The sequence below is a fragment of the Paenarthrobacter nitroguajacolicus genome (assembly GCF_051027655.1).
Lineage (GTDB): Bacteria > Actinomycetota > Actinomycetes > Actinomycetales > Micrococcaceae > Arthrobacter > Arthrobacter nitroguajacolicus.
Genome location: NZ_CP073234.1, coordinates 2290256 through 2310162, shown reverse-complemented (window position 1 = coordinate 2310162; position 19907 = coordinate 2290256). Strand labels below are relative to the sequence as shown.

Here is a 19907-nt window from a genome sequence, read left to right as displayed (position 1 = left end):
ATGGCTTACTGTCGCCGGTTCAGGTTTTCTTGATCAGGCGACGCGTCGGCTTCTCCAGGGCGACATGGGTTAGCTGGATCTGAAGCTGACCTTGCCACTCGAACCGAACCAGCTGATGCTACCTCCCTGGTAGTCCTGCATGACGGTGCCGGCTGAAACGTACTCATCGGAGATCGGGTAACCGAGCTTGCCCTTCTCAAACCCGTGCTGGGCCCAGAGGTTGCGAATCGCACCCATGCTGAGGTGTGCGCCGCTGGCAGGCGAGTAGTAGATGGCCCCGTTTTCGTACGCCTGTCCGACGCCACCGTTCACCATGCCTCGGATTTCGTCCGTGACCGGGTACCCCAGAATCCCCGCCTCATAGCCGAGGGAGGCCCATTTGCGGCGGATCAAGCCTGTACTGACGTGCGCTCCGGTTGCCGGCGTGAAGTAGATCGAGCCACCTTCGTATGCTTGACCGATGCCGCCTTTGGCCATGCCGGATATCTCATCCGTGGTTGGGTAGCCGAGATAGCCTCTTTCGTACCCGGCGGCACCCCACGCAGCACGGATGGCACCCATACTGATGTGCACCCCTGTGCTGCCGCCCCAGTAGATGGATCCGTTCTGATATGCCTGGCCCAAGGCTCCCCGGGTCATCCGTATCTCATCGGACGCCGGGTAACCAAGGAATCCGTTTTCATAGCCTGTTGAACCCCACTTGCCGCGCATCACTCCTGTGCTGAAGAAGGTACCGGACAGTGGCGAGTGATAGATGGAGCCATATTGGAAAGCTTGGCCGGCTCCACCATTTTTGAGGCCATACATCTCGTTGCTGATGGGATCACCGGCGTAGGCGGGCCCCCCGATTGCTGCATATTTGTTGGTGATTGCCCCGAACGGTGAGCTGCTGTAGGGAGTAAAGACGTCGTCCACGGCGCCCATGATGATGCGGTCACCGGGCCGGTTGGTCCTCAGGAGTTGGGTTACGGTCCCCAAGTGCGTTGAAATGCAGCCAGCGCTCGGAACGTTGCCGGCGTGGAAGAAGATGGCATAGGACGCCCCTTGGACAGTGGGCATGTCCGGGTATCGGTTCCAGTTGATCACCGCGGCCTGCTCATAGAATCCTTGGTTCATATATGTCCAAAGGTTCTCGTCCGATTCGCCGCCTGGCCCCTCAAAATATTGGTTATAGGTGGGTCCATGTTCACCTCCCCAGCGGGAACTGGGATTCACTGTGTAGTACTTCAAAGCGGTCCCCGGATTGGACCGGCCCAAGGCCTCCGTGAAACTGAAGCTTCCGGTGGGAGACTTCCAAGTGTCTTCCCACGCCAGATTCTGCGCCGAGAACCCATTGGAACCGGCGAACCCGGTGGTTTGCCACTCCTGTGCGTACCCGCTCCCCGCCCGTACACAACCCGTGATGACAACAGCCGACTGTGAGCGGTCTGTCGCAGTGGCGAACGTGACACGATTGGCCGCGTATGACGGGAACTTCACCTGCCCGGCACTGAGCCGCTGACAGGGGTTGTACACCTGCGGGCCCGCCTCTGCTGGAACCGCGAACACCAGTGACGACGCCGCCAGAGTTGCCGCGAGGAACCAGGCGGACACTATTTTTCTGATCACGAGTCTTCCCCCAACGAGACAATCAAGCGAAAGATTCACAATGAAACTTTCAAGGCAGCGCGAACGCCCCCGGACAAAAGGTTATGGGACCGCCCGGCAAGTTCCCCACATGGCCACAGCGAATCGCGTTGGTTACTGGCGCCAGATAGAGTCGTTCCAATGGACAGCAAACTGACAATTGCCCGGCACCAAGCTTCCACCCAAGGGTCAGCACAGTCTGCCGACACTGAGGATGGGTTCGTCAGGGTCCGAGGAGCCCGCGAGAACAACCTCCGTAACGTGGACGTGGACGTGCCCCGTGATGCAATTGTCGCCTTCACAGGAGTTTCAGGATCCGGGAAATCGTCCCTGGCGTTCGGCACGATCTTTGCCGAAGCCCAGCGCCGCTACTTCGAGTCCGTGGCCCCGTACGCGCGGCGCCTCATCCAACAGGGCCACAATCCCAAGGTGGAAGCGATCACAGGGCTGCCACCCGCCGTCGCCCTCCAACAGCGCCGCGGCACGGCAACCGCCCGTTCCAGCGTTGGCACACTGACTACGCTGTCCAATTCCCTGCGAATGCTCTTCTCACGAGCCGGGAGCTATCCGGAAGGGGCGCGGCCATTGGACTCCGACGCCTTCTCCCCCAACACTTCCGCCGGTGCTTGCCCCGAGTGCCACGGACTGGGAGTCGCCCACACGGTCACGGAAGAGTCCTTGGTTCCCGACCCGTCCCTCAGCATCCGTGAGGGTGCCATAGCCGCGTGGCCCGGGGCTTGGCAAGGCAAGAATCTCCGCGACATCCTCACGCATCTTGGTTACGACGTCGACACGCCATGGAGGAAGCTCCCCAGGAAGGACCGCGACTGGATCCTCTTCACCGAAGAACAGCCCGTAGTGGAAGTAACGCCGCAACGGGACCGCGTCGCCAAGCCCTACAAGGGCCGGTTCTGGAGCGCCAAAAGCTATGTGCTCCACACCCTTGCAGACTCGAAAAGCACCACGATGCGTGACAGGGTGCTGCGCTTCATGGAAAGCGGGCGCTGCCCGCAATGTGGCGGCAGCGGGCTCCGGCCGGAAGCACTGGCTGTGACCTTCGCGGGCAAGACCATCGCTGAGCTCAACGCGCTGCCGATGACCGACCTGGCCAACATCATCCGCCCCACCACGGAATTGACGGCCGCCGGCACAGCCTCACGGACCGGGACCTCCGGTGAAACCAACGAGGTGGCCGTCGCCATTACCCGCGACCTACTAAACCGGGTCACGGTACTTTTGGATCTGGGCCTGGGTTACCTCGCGCTGGGTCGTCCAACACCAACGCTCTCTCCCGGCGAGATGCAACGCCTCAGGATCGCCACCCAGCTGCGTTCCGGGCTTTTCGGCGTCATATACGTGCTTGATGAACCATCTGCAGGACTGCACCCGGCCGACGCCGAGCCGCTCCTCGCTGTGCTGGACCAGCTCAAGAGCTCAGGCAACTCTGTGTTCGTGGTGGAGCACAACATGGACTTCGTTAAGGCAGCCGATTGGCTTGTCGATGTCGGACCCCGCGCGGGCGATGGCGGAGGGCAGGTCCTGTACAGCGGTCCCGTGGCAGGACTTGCTGACGTACAGGATTCCATCACGCGGCCGTTCCTGTTCCCTGACAGCCACAACCCGAATCCACCCAAAGAGACCCGTCCACCAAAAGAACCCCGCCAGCCGAAGGAGTGGCTCAAGCTTCAGAACATTAACCGTCACAACCTTCGGGACTTGGAGGCTGAGTTCCCGTTAGGCGTGCTCACGGCGGTGACTGGCGTGTCCGGCTCGGGTAAGTCTTCCCTGGTCAGCCACGTTCTCGCCGAGGTTGTCGGGGCCGAGCTGCACCCCGAAGCAGACGCTGCGCACGAGGCGAACACTGTGGGCCTGGTATCCGGGCTCCACCAGCTCGACCGGCTCGTCAAGGTGGACCAGAAGCCCATCGGGCGGACCCCTCGCTCCAACCTGGCCACCTACACCGGGCTCTTTGACGGAGTCCGGAAGGAGTTCGCAGCCACTGAGGAAGCCCGTGCCCGTGGCTTCGGGGCTGGCCGGTTCTCCTTCAATGTGGCTGGTGGCCGTTGCGAGACTTGCCTCGGAGAAGGGTTCGTGGCAGTGGAACTACTGTTCCTCCCCGGGAGTTACGGGCCCTGCCCCGAATGCCACGGTTCGCGGTTCAATCCCGAAACCCTGGAAGTCACCTACCGTGGACACAATATTGCCGACGTCCTGGGCATGACAGTGAACGCGGCTTCCGAATTCCTGGCTGATCTTCCCGGCGTTGCCCGCAGTCTCCAAACCCTTCGCGAGGTGGGCCTGGGATACCTCCGCCTGGGCCAGCCGGCCACCGAGCTTTCCGGCGGCGAGGCCCAGCGCATCAAACTCGCCACCGAGCTGCAGCGCATCCAGCGTGGCCACACCCTTTATTTGCTGGATGAGCCTACTACTGGATTACACCCGGCCGACGTCCAACTCCTGATGGCCCAGTTGCACAAGCTGGTGGACGCCGGAAACACGGTGATCGTGGTGGAACATGAGATGGACGTCGTAGCAGGCGCCGACTGGGTGATCGATTTGGGTCCCGGCGGTGGCGACGCCGGCGGCGAGATCATGGTCGCAGGCCCGCCAGCCGTCGTCGCGCGTTCCCGAACAAGCCGGACAGCGCCCTACCTCGCTGCTGTTACCCGGCGGCGGTAACTACCGCCGAGGAATGTTCCGCAGGTTGCTTCGCGCCATGCTGACAGCCTCCCCGGCACCGCGGTTAAGAACCACCTTGGACATGGCTGTAGCGAATCCAATAACCTGCGACCCCGAAATTTTCGGCGGGATGGACAGGGCATTGGGGTCGGTGATGAGCTCCACCAAGGACGGGCCGGGGTGCGCAAACGCTGCCCGGTACGCTGCCTCGATGTCCGCCGGATCCGTGACGCGCACGGCATGGAAACCCAGGGCTTTGGCCACCGCTGCGTAATTCGCGTCCGGCACGTCCACTCCGAAGTCGGGTAGCCCGTCTACCAACATTTCAAGCTTGACCATGCCCAACGTGGAGTTGTTGAACACCACCACGTTCACGGGTAGCTTGTGTGCGGCAACTGTAATGAGTTCGCCCATCAACATGGATAGGCCGCCGTCGCCTGACACGGAAACCACCTGTCGCCCGGGGTAGGCCACCTGCGCACCAATGGCGTGCGGAAGGGCGTTCGCCATGGATCCGTGGAGGAACGAGCCGATCAGCCGACGGGTGCCCAGCGGGTTGATGTAACGCGCAGTCCAGACGTTGCACATGCCGGTGTCGGCCGTGAAGATGGCGTCTTCCGCTGCAACCTGGTCCAAGAGCGAGGCCGCGTATTCGGGGTGGATGGGCTGCTTTTTCTCTACTTTGCGCGTGTAGGCGCCCACGGCTTTGTTCATCAGGCGGTCATGCTTCTTCAGCATCTGGTCAAGGAAACGTCGGCTCTTCTTTGGCGTCACCAAAGGCAGCAAAGCCGTCAAGGTGGGGCGTACGTCGCCATGGACTGCGATGTCGACGTCGGTCCGCCTCCCCAGCCGCTGTGGGGCCCTGTCAACCTGGGCCGTGCGGGTGTCCGGCAGGAACTGGTCGTAGGGAAAGTCAGTGCCGAGCAGGATCAGCAGATCCGCGTCTTCAATACCCTCGGCCGCAGCTCCATAACCGAGCAGCCCGGTCATTCCGATGTCAAAAGGGTTGTCGTACTGGACGAAGTCCTTACCCCTCAGGGAGTGGCCTATTGGTGCGTTTATCAATTCTGCCAGGGCGATCAGCTCGTCATGCGAGCCTTCGACGCCGGCACCGGCGAAAATAGCCACCTTACCGGCGTCGTTAATGGCGTCAGCGAGTTCCCTGACGCCGGCTGGATCAGGCACCAGGGCCGCCGGACGGAAGGCGGCCGGCAATGGGGTCGGTGCCGTAGCTTCAAGCCCGGCGATGTCGCCGGGAAGGGTGACAACTGCGACTCCCCCGAGGCCTACAGCGTTCTGGATGGCGCTGTGCATGACCCGCGGTGCTTGCTCGGCCGTACTAATCATCTCCGAATACACGGAGCACTCGTTGAAGAGCCGGTCCGGATGAGTTTCCTGGAAGAATCCGCTGCCAATCTGCTTGCTGGGGATGTGCGAAGCGATGGCAAGCACCGGGGCTCCGGTGCGGTTGGCGTCGTACAGCCCATTGATCAGGTGCAGATTTCCGGGTCCGCATGAGCCCGCGCAGACCGCCAATTTTCCCGTCAACTGAGCCTCTGCAGCGGCAGCAAATGCGGCCGCCTCCTCATGGCGCACATGGATCCAGTCGATGCCGCCCTTCTTGGAGCCTCCAGTTTGCCGGACGGCGTCCACAATTGGATTCAAGCTGTCGCCAACGATTCCGTAGATCCGCTGCACCCCGGCAGCCTGGAGTTGTTCGATGAGTTGGGTGGCAAGTTCCTTGGCCATAGTGTGCAGGCTCCCTCAATGCTGGTGTTGGGCTGACAGGGCCAATATAGTCGGCCCGTCCCGTCCCCACCTGTGAAGGCCCGCTGCTTAAGCTGCCAGCCGGGTCTCGAACAGGCGCTCTGCCAGACTCAACAGATGACTCGGCACGTCCGCGGCGGTCCCGCTGCTGCCGTGACCGAGGAAAACGGCAGTGCCACTGACGGTGCCGTCCATTGGAGTGCCCGCTTCCCGTATCAAGACCTCGGCACGCGGGTTCAGAGGCAAAGGAATGTGAATTGCCTGGTCGTTCAAAAGAACGTGCCAGCCACGGCCGGAAATTGCTTCAACATTTCCCTCCACGAGTGACTGTTGTATTGCCATGGCGGCCTCAATGCGTTCCACTCGAATTTGCTCATTGAGGCGCGCAGGAATAATGAGCGCAGAGACCAATTGCCGCATTTTTTGAATTTCCGTTTCTGCTGCTGGTGGCCGCCCTACCGCTGGTTTTTCCTCGGTTTGGAAAAAAGGTCTTTGCTGCCATCAGCTTTTGCCCTCTTTTCGGCCCGCTTTTCCAGAATAGTCTTCCCTGTCTTCTTCGACCTGGCACCGCTGGGTGATTTACCGGACATTTTGGACTCCTATATATTTTCGTTATGACAACACCATACCTACTTATATTTTTAAAGCCAGTTGCAGAATTTTTTCTCCAGGTTGGAGTCCTTTTATGCCTTTTCGTTGAACGTGTCTCTGGCTGGGAGGGCTGTTGGTTGCTAGCGTGGCCGCATGAACCCGTCGAAGTCCCCGGCCGAGATCCTCGACATTGCCGGCAGCGAGGTCCGCATCTCCAATCCGGACAAGGTGGTGTTTCCCGAGCCTGGGCTGACGAAGCTCGATCTGGTGAACTACTACCTCGCAGTGGCAGAGGGGGCCCTACGCGGTGCCGGCGGCCGTCCGATGGTGCTCAAGCGCTTTCCCAAGGGCATCGACGCAGAACCGTTCTTCCAGAAGCGCGTCCCTGAAAACCATCCTGACTTCATTGACACAGCGACTCTCCACTACTCGTCCGGCACCTCCGCCGAGGAGACGGTCATCCGCGATGCCGCAGGCTTGGCGTGGGTGGTAAATCTCGGATGCTTGGACCTCAACCCGCACCCTGTACGCGCGGAGGATCTTGACCATCCGGACGAACTGCGGGTGGATTTGGACCCTATGCCCGGCGTCGACTGGTCCCGGATTGTGGACACCGCGTACGTTGCACAGGATGTCCTGGATGATGTCGGGTTGGTGGGGTGGCCAAAGACAAGCGGCTCCCGGGGGCTCCATATCCTGGTCCGAATAGCACCGCAGTGGTCTTATCGCGATGTGCGGCTCGCCGCCGAGACCCTTGCCCGTGAAGTGGAAAACCGTGCTCCCGGGCTGGCAACCGCCAAATGGTGGAAGGAAGAGCGTGGGGAGAGCGTATTCGTTGACTTCAACCAGAACGCCAAGGACCGCACCGTAGCTTCGGCTTACTCTGTCCGTTCCCGTCCCGACGCCCGCGTCTCTACCCCGCTCACGTGGAATGAGGTGCGCTCCGCCCGCCCGGAACAGTTCACAGTCCACTCAGTACCCGAGCGTTTCTCGGATCTTGGCGACCCCCACGCGGGAATCGACGACGAGGCCGGCTCGCTGGATGGGCTTCTTTCGCTGGCTGCCAAGCTGGGCCCGGCCGAGAAGGCGCCCAGGAGCGGCGACGGCTCGGGTCGCCGGATGTCAACGATGCCGCTGATCGAGGTGGCCCGCACCAAGACCAGGCCCGAGGCCGAGGCAGCACTCGATGAGTGGAAGGCCCGGTACGCTGACGTTGTTTCCCTGCTGCACCCTGCCGACGTCCTCGTCGACGGGATGCGGGGATCGAGTTCCCTGTGGTATCGGGTGCGGGTAAACCTTCAGCACATCCCTGAAGACAGGCGCCCGCCCCAAGAGAAACTCATCGCAGATTATGACCCGTGGGCGGGTAAGGAATGGCCCGGCCGGCCAGCTTCCTGACGCTGCCCAAAACCTGAAGACGCACGGCTAGTCCTGACCGATGGTGATGCCCGTAATCGGCGCACCGGCACGCTCGTAGGAGAGCAGTACCGCTCCTTTCGGGAACGCCCGCGGTGGTTGCGCAAAACGGAATGCCGCCGGGACTCCCGATCCTTCGGCAAACAACCGCTTTCCCGAGCCGAAGGTGAGCGGGTAAAGGAAAAGGTTGAGTCGGTCGAGAAGGTCAGCCTCCAGGAGCGAGCGAATAAGGTGTCCGCTGCCGAACATGTGGATATCCAGGAACCGCTCCTTCACTTCAGACAGCTCCGAGACTTCCGCAAGTGCAGTGGTGCCTTCCCATTCCGGGCGGGTCAGTGTTTGTGAGACGACAAACTTTGGCAAGGCGTTGAACGTCTCACCGATGTGGTCTTCCTGATGCGGCCAGAACCCCGCAAAGATGTCGTAGGTTTTTCGTCCAAGCAACAAGGCGTCCATGCGGTCAATCCCCGCCCCGATGGCTTCGCCTGTCTCGTCGTCAAAATACGCTGCCTGCCAGCCTCCGAATTCGAAGCCACCGCCCCTGTCTTCTTCAGGGCCACCGGGTGCCTGGTAGACGCCGTCAAGCGTAACGAACAGGTTAGCGGTGAGGATTCCCACGGTGCACTCCTTCTTCTGGCCCCGGCCGGATGCCGCGGTGCTGTGGCGTCTTCCTCGAATCAGTATGCTGCTTCACCGTTCCCTGCGGAACCCGGATCCGGTGGTTCAGGGCCAGGACTTTCGGCGAAGGACTTCTGGCGCACGGGGAGAGCTGGCGGTAGCTTTGGAGTACTTTTCCTTGAAGCAGCCGAGGTACCGGAGGCACTGCCGATGCAAGGCTTGTCCACGTCACTGGTCCTTATCGCCGTCCTGGCTGTGGCAGCACCGATTGCCACCCGGCTCCTTGACCGTTGGGTCAAAGTGCCGATCGTTGTCTTTGAAATTGTTCTTGGCATCCTGTTCGGTCCCAGCCTCCTGGGGTGGGTCCAATCCGCCGCTTTCACGGATACTCTGGCTGACTTCGGACTGGCCATGTTGTTTTTCGTAGCGGGCAACGAGATCGATTTCACGGCAATCCGCGGCCGTCCCATTTACCGCGCATCCGCAGGCTGGGTCATTTCCCTGGCCGCAGGCGTTGGGGCCGGTTTCGTCCTGGTCCCCTCACCGGAGGGCGCCGTGATTATCGGAGTTGCCTTGTGCTCCACGGCTTTAGGCGCTTTGCTGCCTATCCTCCGGGACGCCGGCGCTTCCAAGTCGCCGATCGGTGTGGCCGTAACCGCCTTGGGTGCGGCCGGCGAGTTTGGACCGTTGATTGCTATCTCGCTGTTCTTCAGTGGCAAACAACTGGGCGTGGCATCAGGTGTCCTGCTCGGCTTCGTTCTCCTGACTGGTGTGGCAATCTATCTTGCTTCCCAGGCGCGGCACACGTTGTTCCATGCACAAGTCACAGCCACACTGCATACCAGCAGCCAATTCGCCATGCGTTCCATCCTGTTGATTCTTAGCGGGCTGGTAGTGCTCAGCATGGTCCTGGGACTCGATATGCTGCTCGGTGCCTTCGCCGCCGGGGTCCTCTGGAAAGTCACCATCGCGCGCGCTCCTGAAGTGGACCGGAAGGTCATTGAGACGAAGATCGACGCCGTCGCGTTTGGCTTCCTGGTCCCCATCTTCTTCATCGATACCGGCATTGATTTCGATCTGGGCGCTTTGACCTCCAGTCCCGTGACCCTGGCCATGGTCCCGCTGTTCCTTGCCCTATTGCTGATCATCCGAGGCCTCCCGTCATTGCTCGCCGCGCCTCCCGGCTCCACCCGAGCTGACAAACGGGCCCTCATGCTGTTCGGGGCCACAGCTTTGCCAATCATCGTTGCCGTGACAACCATCGGCCGGGAGCATGGGTTTATCAGCAGTGGAATTTCCTCGGCACTCGTAGGCGCAGGGATGCTCTCGGTACTCCTGTTTCCGCTGCTGGCACTTCGCGCACTAGGCCGCACAGAAACAGCAGACCGTACGCTGCTCCCACCGAAAGCGTGACCCAACCCGGCTGCCCTGAAGCAGCCCCGGCAAAGGCAACAAGCAGACGACGGCGCCCTCCCGCCGTCGGACGTTCTTCCCACCGACGCCTACGCGTCTCCGCAAATGTGTTGCCCCAAGCGGAACCGGCCCATAGGCTCGTATCGTGAGTGGCAGGGACGGCAAACCGACCAGCGGGACCGACCAGCGACCGGGTGAAGGAAATAAAGGCATGGCAACAGGAACAGTTAAATGGTTTAACGCTGAAAAGGGTTTCGGATTCATCGCCCCGGACGATGGAGGCCCCGACGTGTTTGCTCACTACTCAGCGATTACGTCGAGCGGATACCGCTCGCTGGAGGAGAACCAGAAGGTCCAATTCGATATCACGCAGGGTCCCAAAGGTCCACAGGCGGAGAACATCCAGCCCGCCTAGGTTCACAACACCAGATTCACTAACAGAGACCGGTCCGGCCAATAGGCCGGACCGGTCTCTTGGCGTCCTACGCGCGGCCTTTGAGGATCAGGTGCCAGTAAACCTGCGGGAACATATCACGGTCCACCCACCAGGAGAGCCTGTTTTCCTTCCAGGTGGGAACCTTTGGGATGGTTGGCATGGGCCGGTATTGGGGGTCGAACTCGGCGAATACCACGGTGCTCCGCGACACGGTGAACGGACATACGGAGTAACCGTTGTACTTTTGGCTGAGCGGTTCGCCTTTGCGGGCCGAGACCAGATTTTTTGCCAGAACCTTGGTCTGCTTTCGCAGCGCCCCGCCGGCTTTGGAGTTAGTGGTTCCGGCAGCGTCGCCCAGTGACCAGACATTGGGGTATCTGGGGTGGCGCAGCGTCTGCGTGTCCACCTCCACAAAACCGTACTGGTCCCCTACTGCGGGCAAGTCCGTGGTTTTGAGCCAATCCGGTGCAGACTGGGGAGGGACGGCGTTGAGGACATCGTATGGCAAGTCCTCCGACGTGTGGTCCGCATTGTTTCGGATAGTGGCCGTGCGTCCGGCGGGATTCACCGCCACCAATTCGCTGTTTGTCCTCAGTTCGATTCCGTACTCGGCAATCTTGCGGTCAAGCTCCCGGTCTACCTCGGGAATTCCGAAAACTGTGGGATATGGCTGGACCATGACAACCCGGATGTTCTCCAGCACGCCTTGTTCCCTCCAGTAGTCACAGGCCAAGTACATCGGTTTCTGGCTGGCCCCGCCGCATTTCACAGGTCCCGAAGGCATGGTGAAGATGACGGTGCCCGACTTCATAGTGCTCAAGAGGGTCCAGAGTTTCGGCGCAAGCTCGAACTCGTAATGAGAGGAACCGTACGGCGATTGCACCGCTTCAGACAGCCCCGGCACGGCATCCCAGTCGTACTGCAGCCCCGGGCACACAACAAGGTGTCCGTAGCTCGCTGTGGAACCGGACGCCAGCGTCACTGAGTTGGCACCTGCATCCACGTTGACGGCCCTGTCCTTGATCCACGCGACGCCCTTGGGCGTCACGGACTCCTGGCTTCGGACTGCTTCTTTGACCTGGGCCCGGCCACCGGCGATATGCGAGAACAAGGGCTGGTACAGATGATGCTTCTTGGGCTCGATGAGGGCGATGTCCTTGACGCCATATCGCTTCAAGCGGGCAGCCAGTGACACACCTGCGTTGCCGCCGCCGATGATGACAACCTCGTGTTGCGGTGCCATGCCACTAGCTCTTTTCAGTCAATGCGGAGCCCTTGTGCGCTGCCCTGGCACCGGTCTTCCCTGACTCCACTACGTACTGCGGCTCGTCCTCGCTGGCCACATGTTTGTTGCCATCCAGTACAAAGTCACTAGTTTTCTTTTCCACGATCTTTCCGTGCGTCTTGCCCTGCGGGGTGTTCCACTCCACGTGTGTTCCCTTGCTCAGTGCCATGTCCGCTCCTAGTGTGGTGTGCCTCTCCGACTTCGACTGCCCCACAATAGTAAGCATGATGATCATCTGGCGATACCTGGCGGGGCTGCCGGATACAAAGTGCCGAGGAAAGGATTCCTGATGCTGATCTGCGCAACCTGCGCCGTTGAACGTGACGAGCCTACGCCGGACGTCTGTCCCATCTGCGCCGACGAACGGCAATACGTGCCCGAGGACGGACAGCAGTGGCTCACTCTGGACGAACTGGCTGGTGCCGGGCGGAAGATCGTGCTGGAGCAAAATGAACCCGGCCTCATAGCGGTCAGCACCGAGCCCAAAACCGGTATCGGGCAGACTGCCCAGCTCGTGGTGACGCCCAAGGGCTCGCTGCTGTGGGATCCCGTGGGTTACGTCGATGACAACGCTGTGGCAGCGGTCCTCGAACACGGCCCCGTTGCAGCTATCGCCGCCAGCCACCCGCACATGTTCGGCGTTCAGGTGGAATGGTCGCGCCGTCTTGGCAACGTCCCGGTCCTGATCGCGGAGGCCGACCGCGAATGGCTCGGTCGCAGCGACCCAAGCGTTACCTACTGGTCTGGAAACACAACAATCGCCGATGGATTGGTCCTGCACCAGACGGGTGGGCATTTCCCAGGCAGTGCGGTGGCGCACTGGGCAGCAGGAGCCGGCGGCAAAGGGGTACTGCTGACCGGCGACACCGTGTTTCCCAATCCCGATCGTCGCACGGTCGCCTTCATGCGCAGTTATCCCAATCGCTTACCTCTCTCCGGCGCAGTGGCATTACGTATTGCAGCTCAACTGGAAATGCTGACGTTCGACCGGATCTACGGCAACTTCAACAACGTCATCGATTCCGGAGCGAAAGGCGTACTGCACGACTCGGCCCAACGGCACGCAGCATGGACGCGGGGGGACTTCGACCACCTGACCTGATTCCGGGTTATTCCTCCGGTGGCTGATTCGCCTGTGCTCGGGCTGGTTCTCCCCCTCTGGTGTTGGTTTTCCTGGTGATCAGCCAGGTGATGAACCACAGCACCACGCCGATGGCCATGAGGCCGCCAGCCACTTGGTACTGGACGGGGTTCCTGCCCACCCATGGACCAGCGAGGAAGGCACACAGTACGGCTGCCACCAACGGCAGTTGTCCAGGGGAAGTGAAGAACACCTTCCGGTGGGGGTCCCGCTTTCGGCGAAGGACGACGCAGGCGACGTTTACCAGCGTGAACACGCACAGCAGCAGGAACGCCGTGGTCCCGGAAAGATTGGCCACGATGTTGCTTGAGGGGTCGATGCTGACGTACCAAATCAGCCCCATGGCAAGGACGGTAGAGAACGCGATGCCAGCCCATGGCGAACGACGACCCGGCAATACTCTTCCCAAGGAGCGGGGCAAAACGTGCTGGCGTGCCATGCCATAAATCAGCCGGCTGGCCATCAACATGTTGATCAACGCAGTGTTGGCCACTGCGAACACGGCGAGGAAGGGAAAGATCTTGTCGATGGGGAAATCAGGTGATCCCTTGTGCACCACTTCCAGGAGCGCCGCACCTTCAGCTTCCCTGATCTCCCCCAGCTCTGCCGGGGTCAGCACACTCACCACGGACACAGCCACCAGCATGTAGAGGATCACTGCGATGCCGAGGCCAGTCAACATGGTGCGGGGGAAAATCCGCTCCGGATTCCTGGTTTCCTCAACCATGTTCACGGAGTCCTCGAAGCCCACCATGGCAAAGAATGCAATGGACGTAGCTGCCGTGACCGCCAGGAACAACCCCTTGTCCTGATAGTCGGTAAAAACGAAGATCTCCTGGACATTGCCGGTTCCCTGGGCCATCACGAAGAAGCCAACCCCGATCACCACGCACAGTGCAAGCACCTCAACGGCGGTGAGTATGACGTTGAACTTAACGCTTTCCCCCACGCCGCGCAGGTTGATCACCGCAAGCAGGAGCATGAAGCCCAAAGCCACGGCGGTGATCACGCCACGGTCCGGCACATCCATCCAGCCGTTGACTTCCAAACCGCCAAAAAAGTTCTGGGCAAGGACATTGGCGGAAGTCGACGCGCTGGTGATGCCGGAGCAAACAACAGCGAACGCCACGAGGAACGTGACGAAATGGATCCCGAAGGCCTTATGCGTATAAAGCGCGGCGCCTGCTGCCTGAGGGTATTGCGTCACTAGCTCAAGGTAGGAAAACGCGGTGAGGGTGGCGACGACAAAGGCGAGCAGGAAGGGCAACCAGACGATGCCACCAACGGTCCCTGCCATGGTCCCGGTAACCGCATAGACCCCGGCCCCAAGAATGTCGCCGACAATGAAGAGCAGGAGAAGTTTGGGTCCCAGCACGCGTTTTAGCTCTGGTTCCTCACCTGCAGGCGTTGCTTCCAAGGCGTTGTCTGACGTGGTGCTCATGGTCCACCCCCGGCCCGTACACGGCCCCCCGGACCATGTAAGTGATCTGATTTATCTCACTTTGATCCTGCGGTTAGGGTTTGGCAACACTGATACGGTGAAAAGGCAGAACCGCTCTTGCGATCCCGGCCTGTTTCCCTATGGCCGGATACTCGAACCGTAGTACTCGGCCAACCTGGCCAGTCCTTCATCAATCGAGACAGCAGGTGCCCAGTCGAGGAGGTCACGGGTAACTCGCTGGTCGAACCAATGCGCGGTGGAGAGCTGTTCGGCGAGGAACCTGGTCATCGGCGGTTCCTCTTTGCGCCCCGCCCAGGTCCAGAGTTTTTCCACTACTGCTCCGACTGCCCGTGCCGCACCGCCCGGCACAGACCACGACGGCGGGGCCACGCCACCCGCTGAGCAGATGCCGGCCAGCAGCTCGCCGATGGGTCGGGGCTCACCATTGCTCACCACCACGGCCTTGCCGTGGACGTGCTCCATCCGGTGCAGCGCAGCAACGATGGCGGAAGCGGCGTTGTCCACGTAAGTCGTATCGATCAGGGCAGCGCCGGCGTCGAGCAATGGCAGACGACGGTGACTGGCGCGAGCCAGGACGCGTTCCACCAACTGGGTGTCGCCGGGGCCCCACACAATGTGGGGCCGCACTGCTGCCACCCGGAACTCCGGTCGATCCGCCGCGAGGGCCAGCAATTCTGCCGCGGCCTTGGTGCGGGCATAATCGCCCCGCGCATGATGTGGGTCAGCCTGCTCCGCCCCCAATCCCACGATGGCCGCGCCGGAGTGGGCCACCGACGGAGACGAAACATACACGACGTCCCGCACCCCCACCGTCCGGGCCTCATGGAGCAACCGGCGGGTTCCCTCCACATTCACTGCCTCAAACTCGGCCGGGCGCCCTGTGATGGACACTTTGGCGGCGAGGTGGATGATTCCTTCTGCCCCGGCGACTGCGTCGCGGAGAGCCGCATCATCGTCAATGGAACCGCAGAAGTCCTCCGCGCCGTCCACGCCCGACGGGCGGCGCTGAAAGGTTGCGACGGCATGGCCTTGGCGAAGCAGTTGCCGTGCAACCTCCCCTCCCAGGAGCCCGCTGGCACCGGTGACCAGAACCCTCATGGCTTTCCCGGACGTCCGCCAGCCAGCACCCGTGAAGCCCAGCGGGCCAGGCGGGTCCTGTCGATCTTGGCGTTGTGCCGGATGTCGGTGGGCTGCGCGGGGACCACCAGCACGGCACTGACATCGACCCCGGCTTCGGAGGCCGCTCGTCGGACACGCCCCGCGAGTTGCGGCCCGGCGGGGCCGGCTTTGGGGACGGGAGGCGCGGTCTCCACCACCGCAACCACCGCTTGGGTTCCCGACGGTCCAACCCCGGCGATGGCAGCCACCCGTACGCCGTCCAGGCGTTCGATGGATTGTTCTGCCCCGACTGGCGTCACCACGGTCCCTGGTGCCGTCACAACATGGGCAAGGCGTCCCTCCACCCACAGTCGGCCAGCGGCGTCGAAGTGTCCCACGTCGCCCGTGCGGTGCCATCCGGTAACGCCGGCACTCTCCCGTTGGGTCAGCCAGAGCCTGTCATAGGCCTCCTTGACGTGCGGCGCGCTGACCAGGATTTCGCCGGTGACCCCCGCCTCTGTCACAAGGTTCGATCCGGTTGCGGTTCCATCCGCCGCCAACGGAACAACAGCCAGATCGGCTCCGTGTACCGGCTTCCCCACGCAAACCCCGTTCCCGGCTCCGATCACGGTCCCGGCAGCCGCGTCGGCTTCCGCCGCTTGAATTTCTTCCAGGCTGATGTCCGTGACCGGGAGCGCCTCCGTCATCCCGTAGGGAGTATGCAGGGACGCTTGGGGCATCAACTGCTGCACCTGTGCCAGGAGCCGCTCAGGGACGGGCGCGCCTGCGGACAGGAGCAGCTCAATGTTTTGAAGAGCAATGCGCCCTGTCCCGCTCAGGTCATCCCGGGTAGTAATGACATTACGCAACGCTGCGGGCGAGGCGAAGACCACGGTAGCGTCGATGGCGGCGACAGCGTCTGCCAGTGCCCGGGCAGTCAAGGTGCGGGGCGCAGTAACGTCCATGGCCGGGGTCACCGAAACTGCTCCGAGCGCCGGACCCAGTAAAGCAAAGGGGGCGAACCCCGCTACAAGGCGGGCACCGGCACGGATTCCAAAAGTCGCGGCAACCGTATCCCGCATCGCGGCCAGCTGCCCGTGGGTATACAGCACGCCCTTAGCGGGGCCAGTGGAGCCGGAGGTGAACAGGACAGCGGCGGGGGCAGCCGGGTCCACACTCGTCCTTGGCACCTCACTGCCGCGCCCGGCGTCGCCTGTTGCTCCACGCCGCCCCAAGGCCGCGAGCGAGGTCTCAACCCCCAGGATTCGACGGCGGGTGGCGGGGAGGTCCTGCACGCTGATGCGCCGCCCAGGCCAGCCGAGCACCGAGGCTGCCGCAAGTGCCTTGTCGATGCCAATGAGGAAGTCGGCAGTGGCACCCTTCACGGCGCGGCTCATGCCTTTGGTTCCCAGTCCGGCGTCGGCCACCACTACTACCGCACCCAATTTCAGGCAGGCGTAGAGTGCCACGGTGAGCTCAGTGCCGGGCGGGACCATCAGGCTCACACGGCTACCGCTCCCTACACCGACTTCCCGCAGGCCATCGGCCAAATCGCGGATGTTCCGGTCCAGCTGTTGCCAACTGAGCGCCCGACTCACGCTGCCGTCGGGCGACATTTCGGCAACAGCGATGTCGTGCTTTCCCGGACCAGCAGCCAGCTCGCGCAGCGAGTCCCACAGTGGACGGAACGCTGGATCCTTCTCTCCGGACACATCCTTGACCGGTTCTCCGCCGACGGTAGCAACCGCCACGTGGGAATCGTCGCCACTGATGACGGGACCATGTACAGCAAGCCAGTCAAAAACAGGCGTGGCAATGTCCCGGTCCTCCGGCAAGAGGTGTCCTGCTCCTTCGAAGCGATGGACGTCTGCGTGCGGAAGCCGGCCGATGAGATCTTTGAGGTACCGATCGGAAAATATCGGATCCTTGGGGCCCCAGAGCATCAGGACCGGCGCCTTCAGCCCGCGCAGGCCTTCCGCTACACGGGTCAGCGCAGGGAAGCTGGGATGGCCCGCATCCGCGGGGATATCCGCAACAAAATTCCCCACCCCTGCCCGGCGTCCGGCTCCGCGGTAGGGGGCCATGAAAGCCCTTCCGACGTCCGCCGGCAGCGGCGGGGTTGCCAGCGAGTGCGTCACGCGCAGGAAGGCGTCCGACGTCGTGGTGCCCCACCGGTGCACGGCGGGGTGCAAGGCGAGCCGCAGTGCCGACGGGATGGGCGAATCCGAGGGCTGATGGACGGCAGTATTAGTCAGCACCACACCCCTGACGAGCTGAGGGTGCTCCAGCGCCCAGCCTGTGCTGATCACGCCACCCCAGTCGTGGCCCACCGTCACAACCGGCCCCTCCAGGCCCAGCGCATCTGTGAGATCACCCAGGTCATTGATCCTGTCAGCCAGGCGACGGAATGTTCCGGTGCGCTCTGAATAGCCCATGTCCAGCTGGTCCACAGCTACGACCCGCCACGGATGGGCGGCGTCTCCACCTGCGCTCAACAACGTCCGCCATAAATAAGACCAAGTGGGGTTGCCATGCACGCACAGCAAAGTCCCGAGCGGAGTCAGGCCACGGCGTGCGAGCTGGGCACCGTTATCCAGCACATGCCAGCGGCGAACAGAGCCCGGCGCGTCCACCTCCGACGTGGAAAGTACACGGATTGTCCGCGACCATTCCGGGTCCACACCGGGCCAGTTGGTGGCTACCAAACGATTTCCACCATTCCGGCATTCAGTCCCGAGCCCACGCCCATGCACAGGACCCGGTCACCCGAGGTCAATGACTGCGCCTGGGCGGCGAGCGTCATGGGGAGCGAGGCTGGCCCCACATTGCCCCAGTGCGGGAACGTAATGGGAACCTTGTCCGGGTCCAGGTCGATGGCATTGATGATCGCCTGGGTGTAGGCGTTGCTGACCTGGTGAGTGACGTAGCGGTCCATGCTGGCCCAGTCCCATTCAGGCTGGGCTTCATGCCAAGCGTCCACCACAAGCTGCAGGCCGCCGTCGAGCAAGCCCTTGGTGTCGGTGGACATGCCATCGATACCGCCAACGCACAATTCGTGGTGTTCCGTGCCGGCACGCATCACGCCGCCCACAAGCCGGTGCGCTCCCGGGTGCTCGTCCACCGGACCCAGGACGGCCGCGGCGGCCCCGGACCCGAGGGTCAACGTGGCAAACTCCCGGTTGAAGTCTTCGCGCGTGGTCTCAGGCCTCTGGAGTCGCGCCAGCGTAGCCTCTTGGGTGCCCTGCGCGTCCTCTCCGTTGACGATGACCGCATACCGGATCTGGCCCGAGTCGATCATGTTGGCCGCCAGGATCAAGCCGTTCACGAATCCGAGGCAGGCGTTGGCCAAGTCAAAGTTCATGGCCGACGACGGCAGGCCGAGTTCGTGGTGGATTTTGACCGCCACGGACGGCTCAAGGTTGCGCCTGGTAACCGAGGTGTTGATCAGCAAGCCGATTTCCGAGGCTTCGACGCCGGCTTCAGCCAGGGCTTTTGCGCCCGCCTCCACCGCAGCGTCATCGAACGATGTCCCTGCCGCCCACCAGCGGCGGTGCGTGATGCCGGCAACGCGCTCGAGCAATCGTGGTGGAAACTTCAGCCGCTGCAGGGTCGAAGCCAATCTCCGGTCGAAATCCGTGGAGCTCACTATCCTCGGAGCCTCGACGCTGCTCACCGAGAGCAGCGCGGTGTTGCTGTGCCGGAAGGTCGCATTCCCTGCCAAGTTAAGCCCCTGTTCGTTTCTGTCCTGCCTTCATGCGGTGACTGTACCCATAAAGTGCAACCCCAAGACGTTAACTATGCCGGTGTGAACCGGTTCCTGCATATTTGGCATATGTCGGACCGACCCAAGACCAGGCGGGATGACCGGAGGCTAGCCTTCCCGAGCCTTTCGCGTCGCGGCGTCGTTGGCCTTCTGCAGCGCTTCCACCAGCTCGTTCTTGGCCATTTTCGAGCGGCCCTTGATATTCAATTCCCGCGCCCGCTGGTAGAGGTGCTCTTTGGAGGCATTGGCATCCACACCCCCGGCCGTGGGTTTGGCTGAATCCACGCCCTCCTCGGCGTGGGCATCGGAAGGTCCGCGTTCCTCTTTGGGCTCCCAGTGGTCGCCCACCTTTTCGTAACTGTGCTTCAGAGCCGCAAAAGCCGTGCGGGCAGCCCGACTCGGGTCATTGTCATAGGACTCCATGGCCGAATCGTAGGTCTTGGCAAAAGTGTCCTGGGCCTTCTGGTCCGAGCGCTGCAAGGTGGACGGCAACTCACCCTTGCGGGCGTGATCGTTTTTTCCGGTCTTCGGCATGGCACTCATCCTCCCGACGTTTTGTGCTCTGACATAAACCATTTGACCATCGAAAGTTGACTGCTACCATCGAGGGAG

General features: G+C 62.1%; 16 protein-coding genes. 5 read left to right on the top strand and 11 right to left on the bottom strand.

What is annotated here, in order from left to right; all coding sequences use genetic code 11:
* Nucleotides 1-69: 69 nt before the first annotated feature.
* The gene (locus tag KCX59_RS11020) at nt 70-1608 is read right to left on the bottom strand and encodes a hypothetical protein (protein ID WP_370629220.1); all 1539 of its coding nucleotides are present in this window, start codon (nt 1606-1608) and stop codon (nt 70-72) included.
* Between the two features lie 159 nt (nt 1609-1767).
* On the opposite strand from KCX59_RS11020, the gene uvrA reads away from it, so the two are divergent.
* Complete coding sequence (uvrA, locus tag KCX59_RS11015; RefSeq protein WP_179018383.1) at nt 1768-4305, top strand: excinuclease ABC subunit UvrA; 2538 nt, start codon at nt 1768-1770, stop codon at nt 4303-4305.
* On the opposite strand, the gene KCX59_RS11010 is transcribed toward uvrA, so the two are convergent.
* Both KCX59_RS11010 and KCX59_RS11005 read right to left on the bottom strand, forming a co-directional pair.
* Nucleotides 4306-6054, bottom strand: a complete 1749-nt coding sequence (locus KCX59_RS11010) for a pyruvate dehydrogenase (protein ID WP_179018381.1) — start codon at nt 6052-6054, stop codon at nt 4306-4308.
* Between the two features lie 87 nt (nt 6055-6141).
* Nucleotides 6142-6492: a DUF3846 domain-containing protein gene (locus tag KCX59_RS11005; RefSeq protein WP_178993861.1), complete on the bottom strand. Its 351-nt coding sequence runs from the start codon at nt 6490-6492 to the stop codon at nt 6142-6144.
* A gap of 324 nt (nt 6493-6816) precedes the next feature.
* Here KCX59_RS11005 and ligD point away from each other — a divergent pair, with 324 nt between their 5' ends.
* The gene (ligD, locus tag KCX59_RS11000) at nt 6817-8061 is read left to right on the top strand and encodes a non-homologous end-joining DNA ligase (RefSeq protein WP_178993863.1); all 1245 of its coding nucleotides are present in this window, start codon (nt 6817-6819) and stop codon (nt 8059-8061) included.
* Between the two features lie 27 nt (nt 8062-8088).
* Here the strand turns inward: ligD and KCX59_RS10995 are convergent, their stop codons facing one another.
* Nucleotides 8089-8697, bottom strand: a complete 609-nt coding sequence (locus KCX59_RS10995) for a dihydrofolate reductase family protein (protein ID WP_179018379.1) — start codon at nt 8695-8697, stop codon at nt 8089-8091.
* 210 nt (nt 8698-8907) lie between these two features.
* Here KCX59_RS10995 and KCX59_RS10990 point away from each other — a divergent pair, with 210 nt between their 5' ends.
* Both KCX59_RS10990 and KCX59_RS10985 read left to right on the top strand, forming a co-directional pair.
* Nucleotides 8908-10110 carry a cation:proton antiporter gene (locus tag KCX59_RS10990; protein WP_179018377.1) on the top strand — a complete coding sequence of 401 codons (1203 nt, stop codon included), beginning with the start codon at nt 8908-8910 and terminating at the stop codon, nt 10108-10110.
* Between the two features lie 211 nt (nt 10111-10321).
* Nucleotides 10322-10525, top strand: a complete 204-nt coding sequence (locus tag KCX59_RS10985) for a cold-shock protein (protein WP_014921815.1) — start codon at nt 10322-10324, stop codon at nt 10523-10525.
* 67 nt (nt 10526-10592) lie between these two features.
* Here KCX59_RS10985 and KCX59_RS10980 read toward each other — a convergent pair whose 3' ends face one another.
* Nucleotides 10593-11789 carry an NAD(P)/FAD-dependent oxidoreductase gene (locus tag KCX59_RS10980; protein ID WP_178993868.1) on the bottom strand — a complete coding sequence of 399 codons (1197 nt, stop codon included), beginning with the start codon at nt 11787-11789 and terminating at the stop codon, nt 10593-10595.
* A 4-nt stretch (nt 11790-11793) separates the two neighbouring features.
* Entirely contained in the window at nt 11794-12000 is a 207-nt protein-coding gene (locus KCX59_RS10975) for a DUF2945 domain-containing protein (protein ID WP_091467208.1), read from the bottom strand.
* Nucleotides 12001-12120: 120 nt separating this feature from the next.
* Here KCX59_RS10975 and KCX59_RS10970 point away from each other — a divergent pair, with 120 nt between their 5' ends.
* A complete protein-coding gene (locus KCX59_RS10970) occupies nt 12121-12933 on the top strand; it encodes an MBL fold metallo-hydrolase (protein ID WP_179018375.1) in 813 nt (270 codons plus the stop codon).
* Nucleotides 12934-12940: 7 nt separating this feature from the next.
* Here the strand turns inward: KCX59_RS10970 and KCX59_RS10965 are convergent, their stop codons facing one another.
* From KCX59_RS10965 to KCX59_RS10945, 5 genes are all read right to left on the bottom strand, one after another.
* Nucleotides 12941-14413 carry an APC family permease gene (locus tag KCX59_RS10965; protein ID WP_091467204.1) on the bottom strand — a complete coding sequence of 491 codons (1473 nt, stop codon included), beginning with the start codon at nt 14411-14413 and terminating at the stop codon, nt 12941-12943.
* Nucleotides 14414-14551: 138 nt separating this feature from the next.
* Nucleotides 14552-15532 (bottom strand): NAD-dependent epimerase/dehydratase family protein, encoded by a 981-nt coding sequence (locus tag KCX59_RS10960; protein ID WP_179018373.1) that lies wholly within the window; start codon nt 15530-15532, stop codon nt 14552-14554.
* Entirely contained in the window at nt 15529-18237 is a 2709-nt protein-coding gene (locus KCX59_RS10955; protein WP_179018371.1) for an alpha/beta fold hydrolase, read from the bottom strand. Before KCX59_RS10955 ends, KCX59_RS10960 begins: the two co-directional genes overlap by 4 nt.
* Nucleotides 18231-19253 (bottom strand): 3-oxoacyl-ACP synthase III, encoded by a 1023-nt coding sequence (locus KCX59_RS10950; RefSeq protein ID WP_091467199.1) that lies wholly within the window; start codon nt 19251-19253, stop codon nt 18231-18233. Before KCX59_RS10950 ends, KCX59_RS10955 begins: the two co-directional genes overlap by 7 nt.
* 150 nt (nt 19254-19403) lie before the next feature.
* The gene (locus KCX59_RS10945; RefSeq protein ID WP_179018369.1) at nt 19404-19829 is read right to left on the bottom strand and encodes a ChaB family protein; all 426 of its coding nucleotides are present in this window, start codon (nt 19827-19829) and stop codon (nt 19404-19406) included.
* Between the last annotated feature and the right edge of the window lie 78 nt (nt 19830-19907).

What these genes read in the sequence shown, in the direction of transcription:
- KCX59_RS10985 (WP_014921815.1), top strand. Translation starts at nt 10,322, where the DNA reads ATGGCAACAGGAACAGTTAAATGGTTTAACGCTGAAAAGGGTTTCGGA.
- KCX59_RS10945 (WP_179018369.1), bottom strand. Translation starts at nt 19,829, where the DNA reads ATGCCGAAGACCGGAAAAAACGATCACGCCCGCAAGGGTGAGTTGCCG.
- uvrA (WP_179018383.1), top strand. Translation starts at nt 1,768, where the DNA reads ATGGACAGCAAACTGACAATTGCCCGGCACCAAGCTTCCACCCAAGGG.
- KCX59_RS10970 (WP_179018375.1), top strand. Translation starts at nt 12,121, where the DNA reads ATGCTGATCTGCGCAACCTGCGCCGTTGAACGTGACGAGCCTACGCCG.
- KCX59_RS11005 (WP_178993861.1), bottom strand. Translation starts at nt 6,492, where the DNA reads ATGCGGCAATTGGTCTCTGCGCTCATTATTCCTGCGCGCCTCAATGAG.
- KCX59_RS10965 (WP_091467204.1), bottom strand. Translation starts at nt 14,413, where the DNA reads ATGAGCACCACGTCAGACAACGCCTTGGAAGCAACGCCTGCAGGTGAG.
- KCX59_RS10980 (WP_178993868.1), bottom strand. Translation starts at nt 11,789, where the DNA reads ATGGCACCGCAACACGAGGTTGTCATCATCGGCGGCGGCAACGCAGGT.
- KCX59_RS10975 (WP_091467208.1), bottom strand. Translation starts at nt 12,000, where the DNA reads ATGGCACTGAGCAAGGGAACACACGTGGAGTGGAACACCCCGCAGGGC.
- KCX59_RS10960 (WP_179018373.1), bottom strand. Translation starts at nt 15,532, where the DNA reads ATGAGGGTTCTGGTCACCGGTGCCAGCGGGCTCCTGGGAGGGGAGGTT.
- KCX59_RS11010 (WP_179018381.1), bottom strand. Translation starts at nt 6,054, where the DNA reads ATGGCCAAGGAACTTGCCACCCAACTCATCGAACAACTCCAGGCTGCC.
- KCX59_RS10990 (WP_179018377.1), top strand. Translation starts at nt 8,908, where the DNA reads ATGCAAGGCTTGTCCACGTCACTGGTCCTTATCGCCGTCCTGGCTGTG.
- ligD (WP_178993863.1), top strand. Translation starts at nt 6,817, where the DNA reads ATGAACCCGTCGAAGTCCCCGGCCGAGATCCTCGACATTGCCGGCAGC.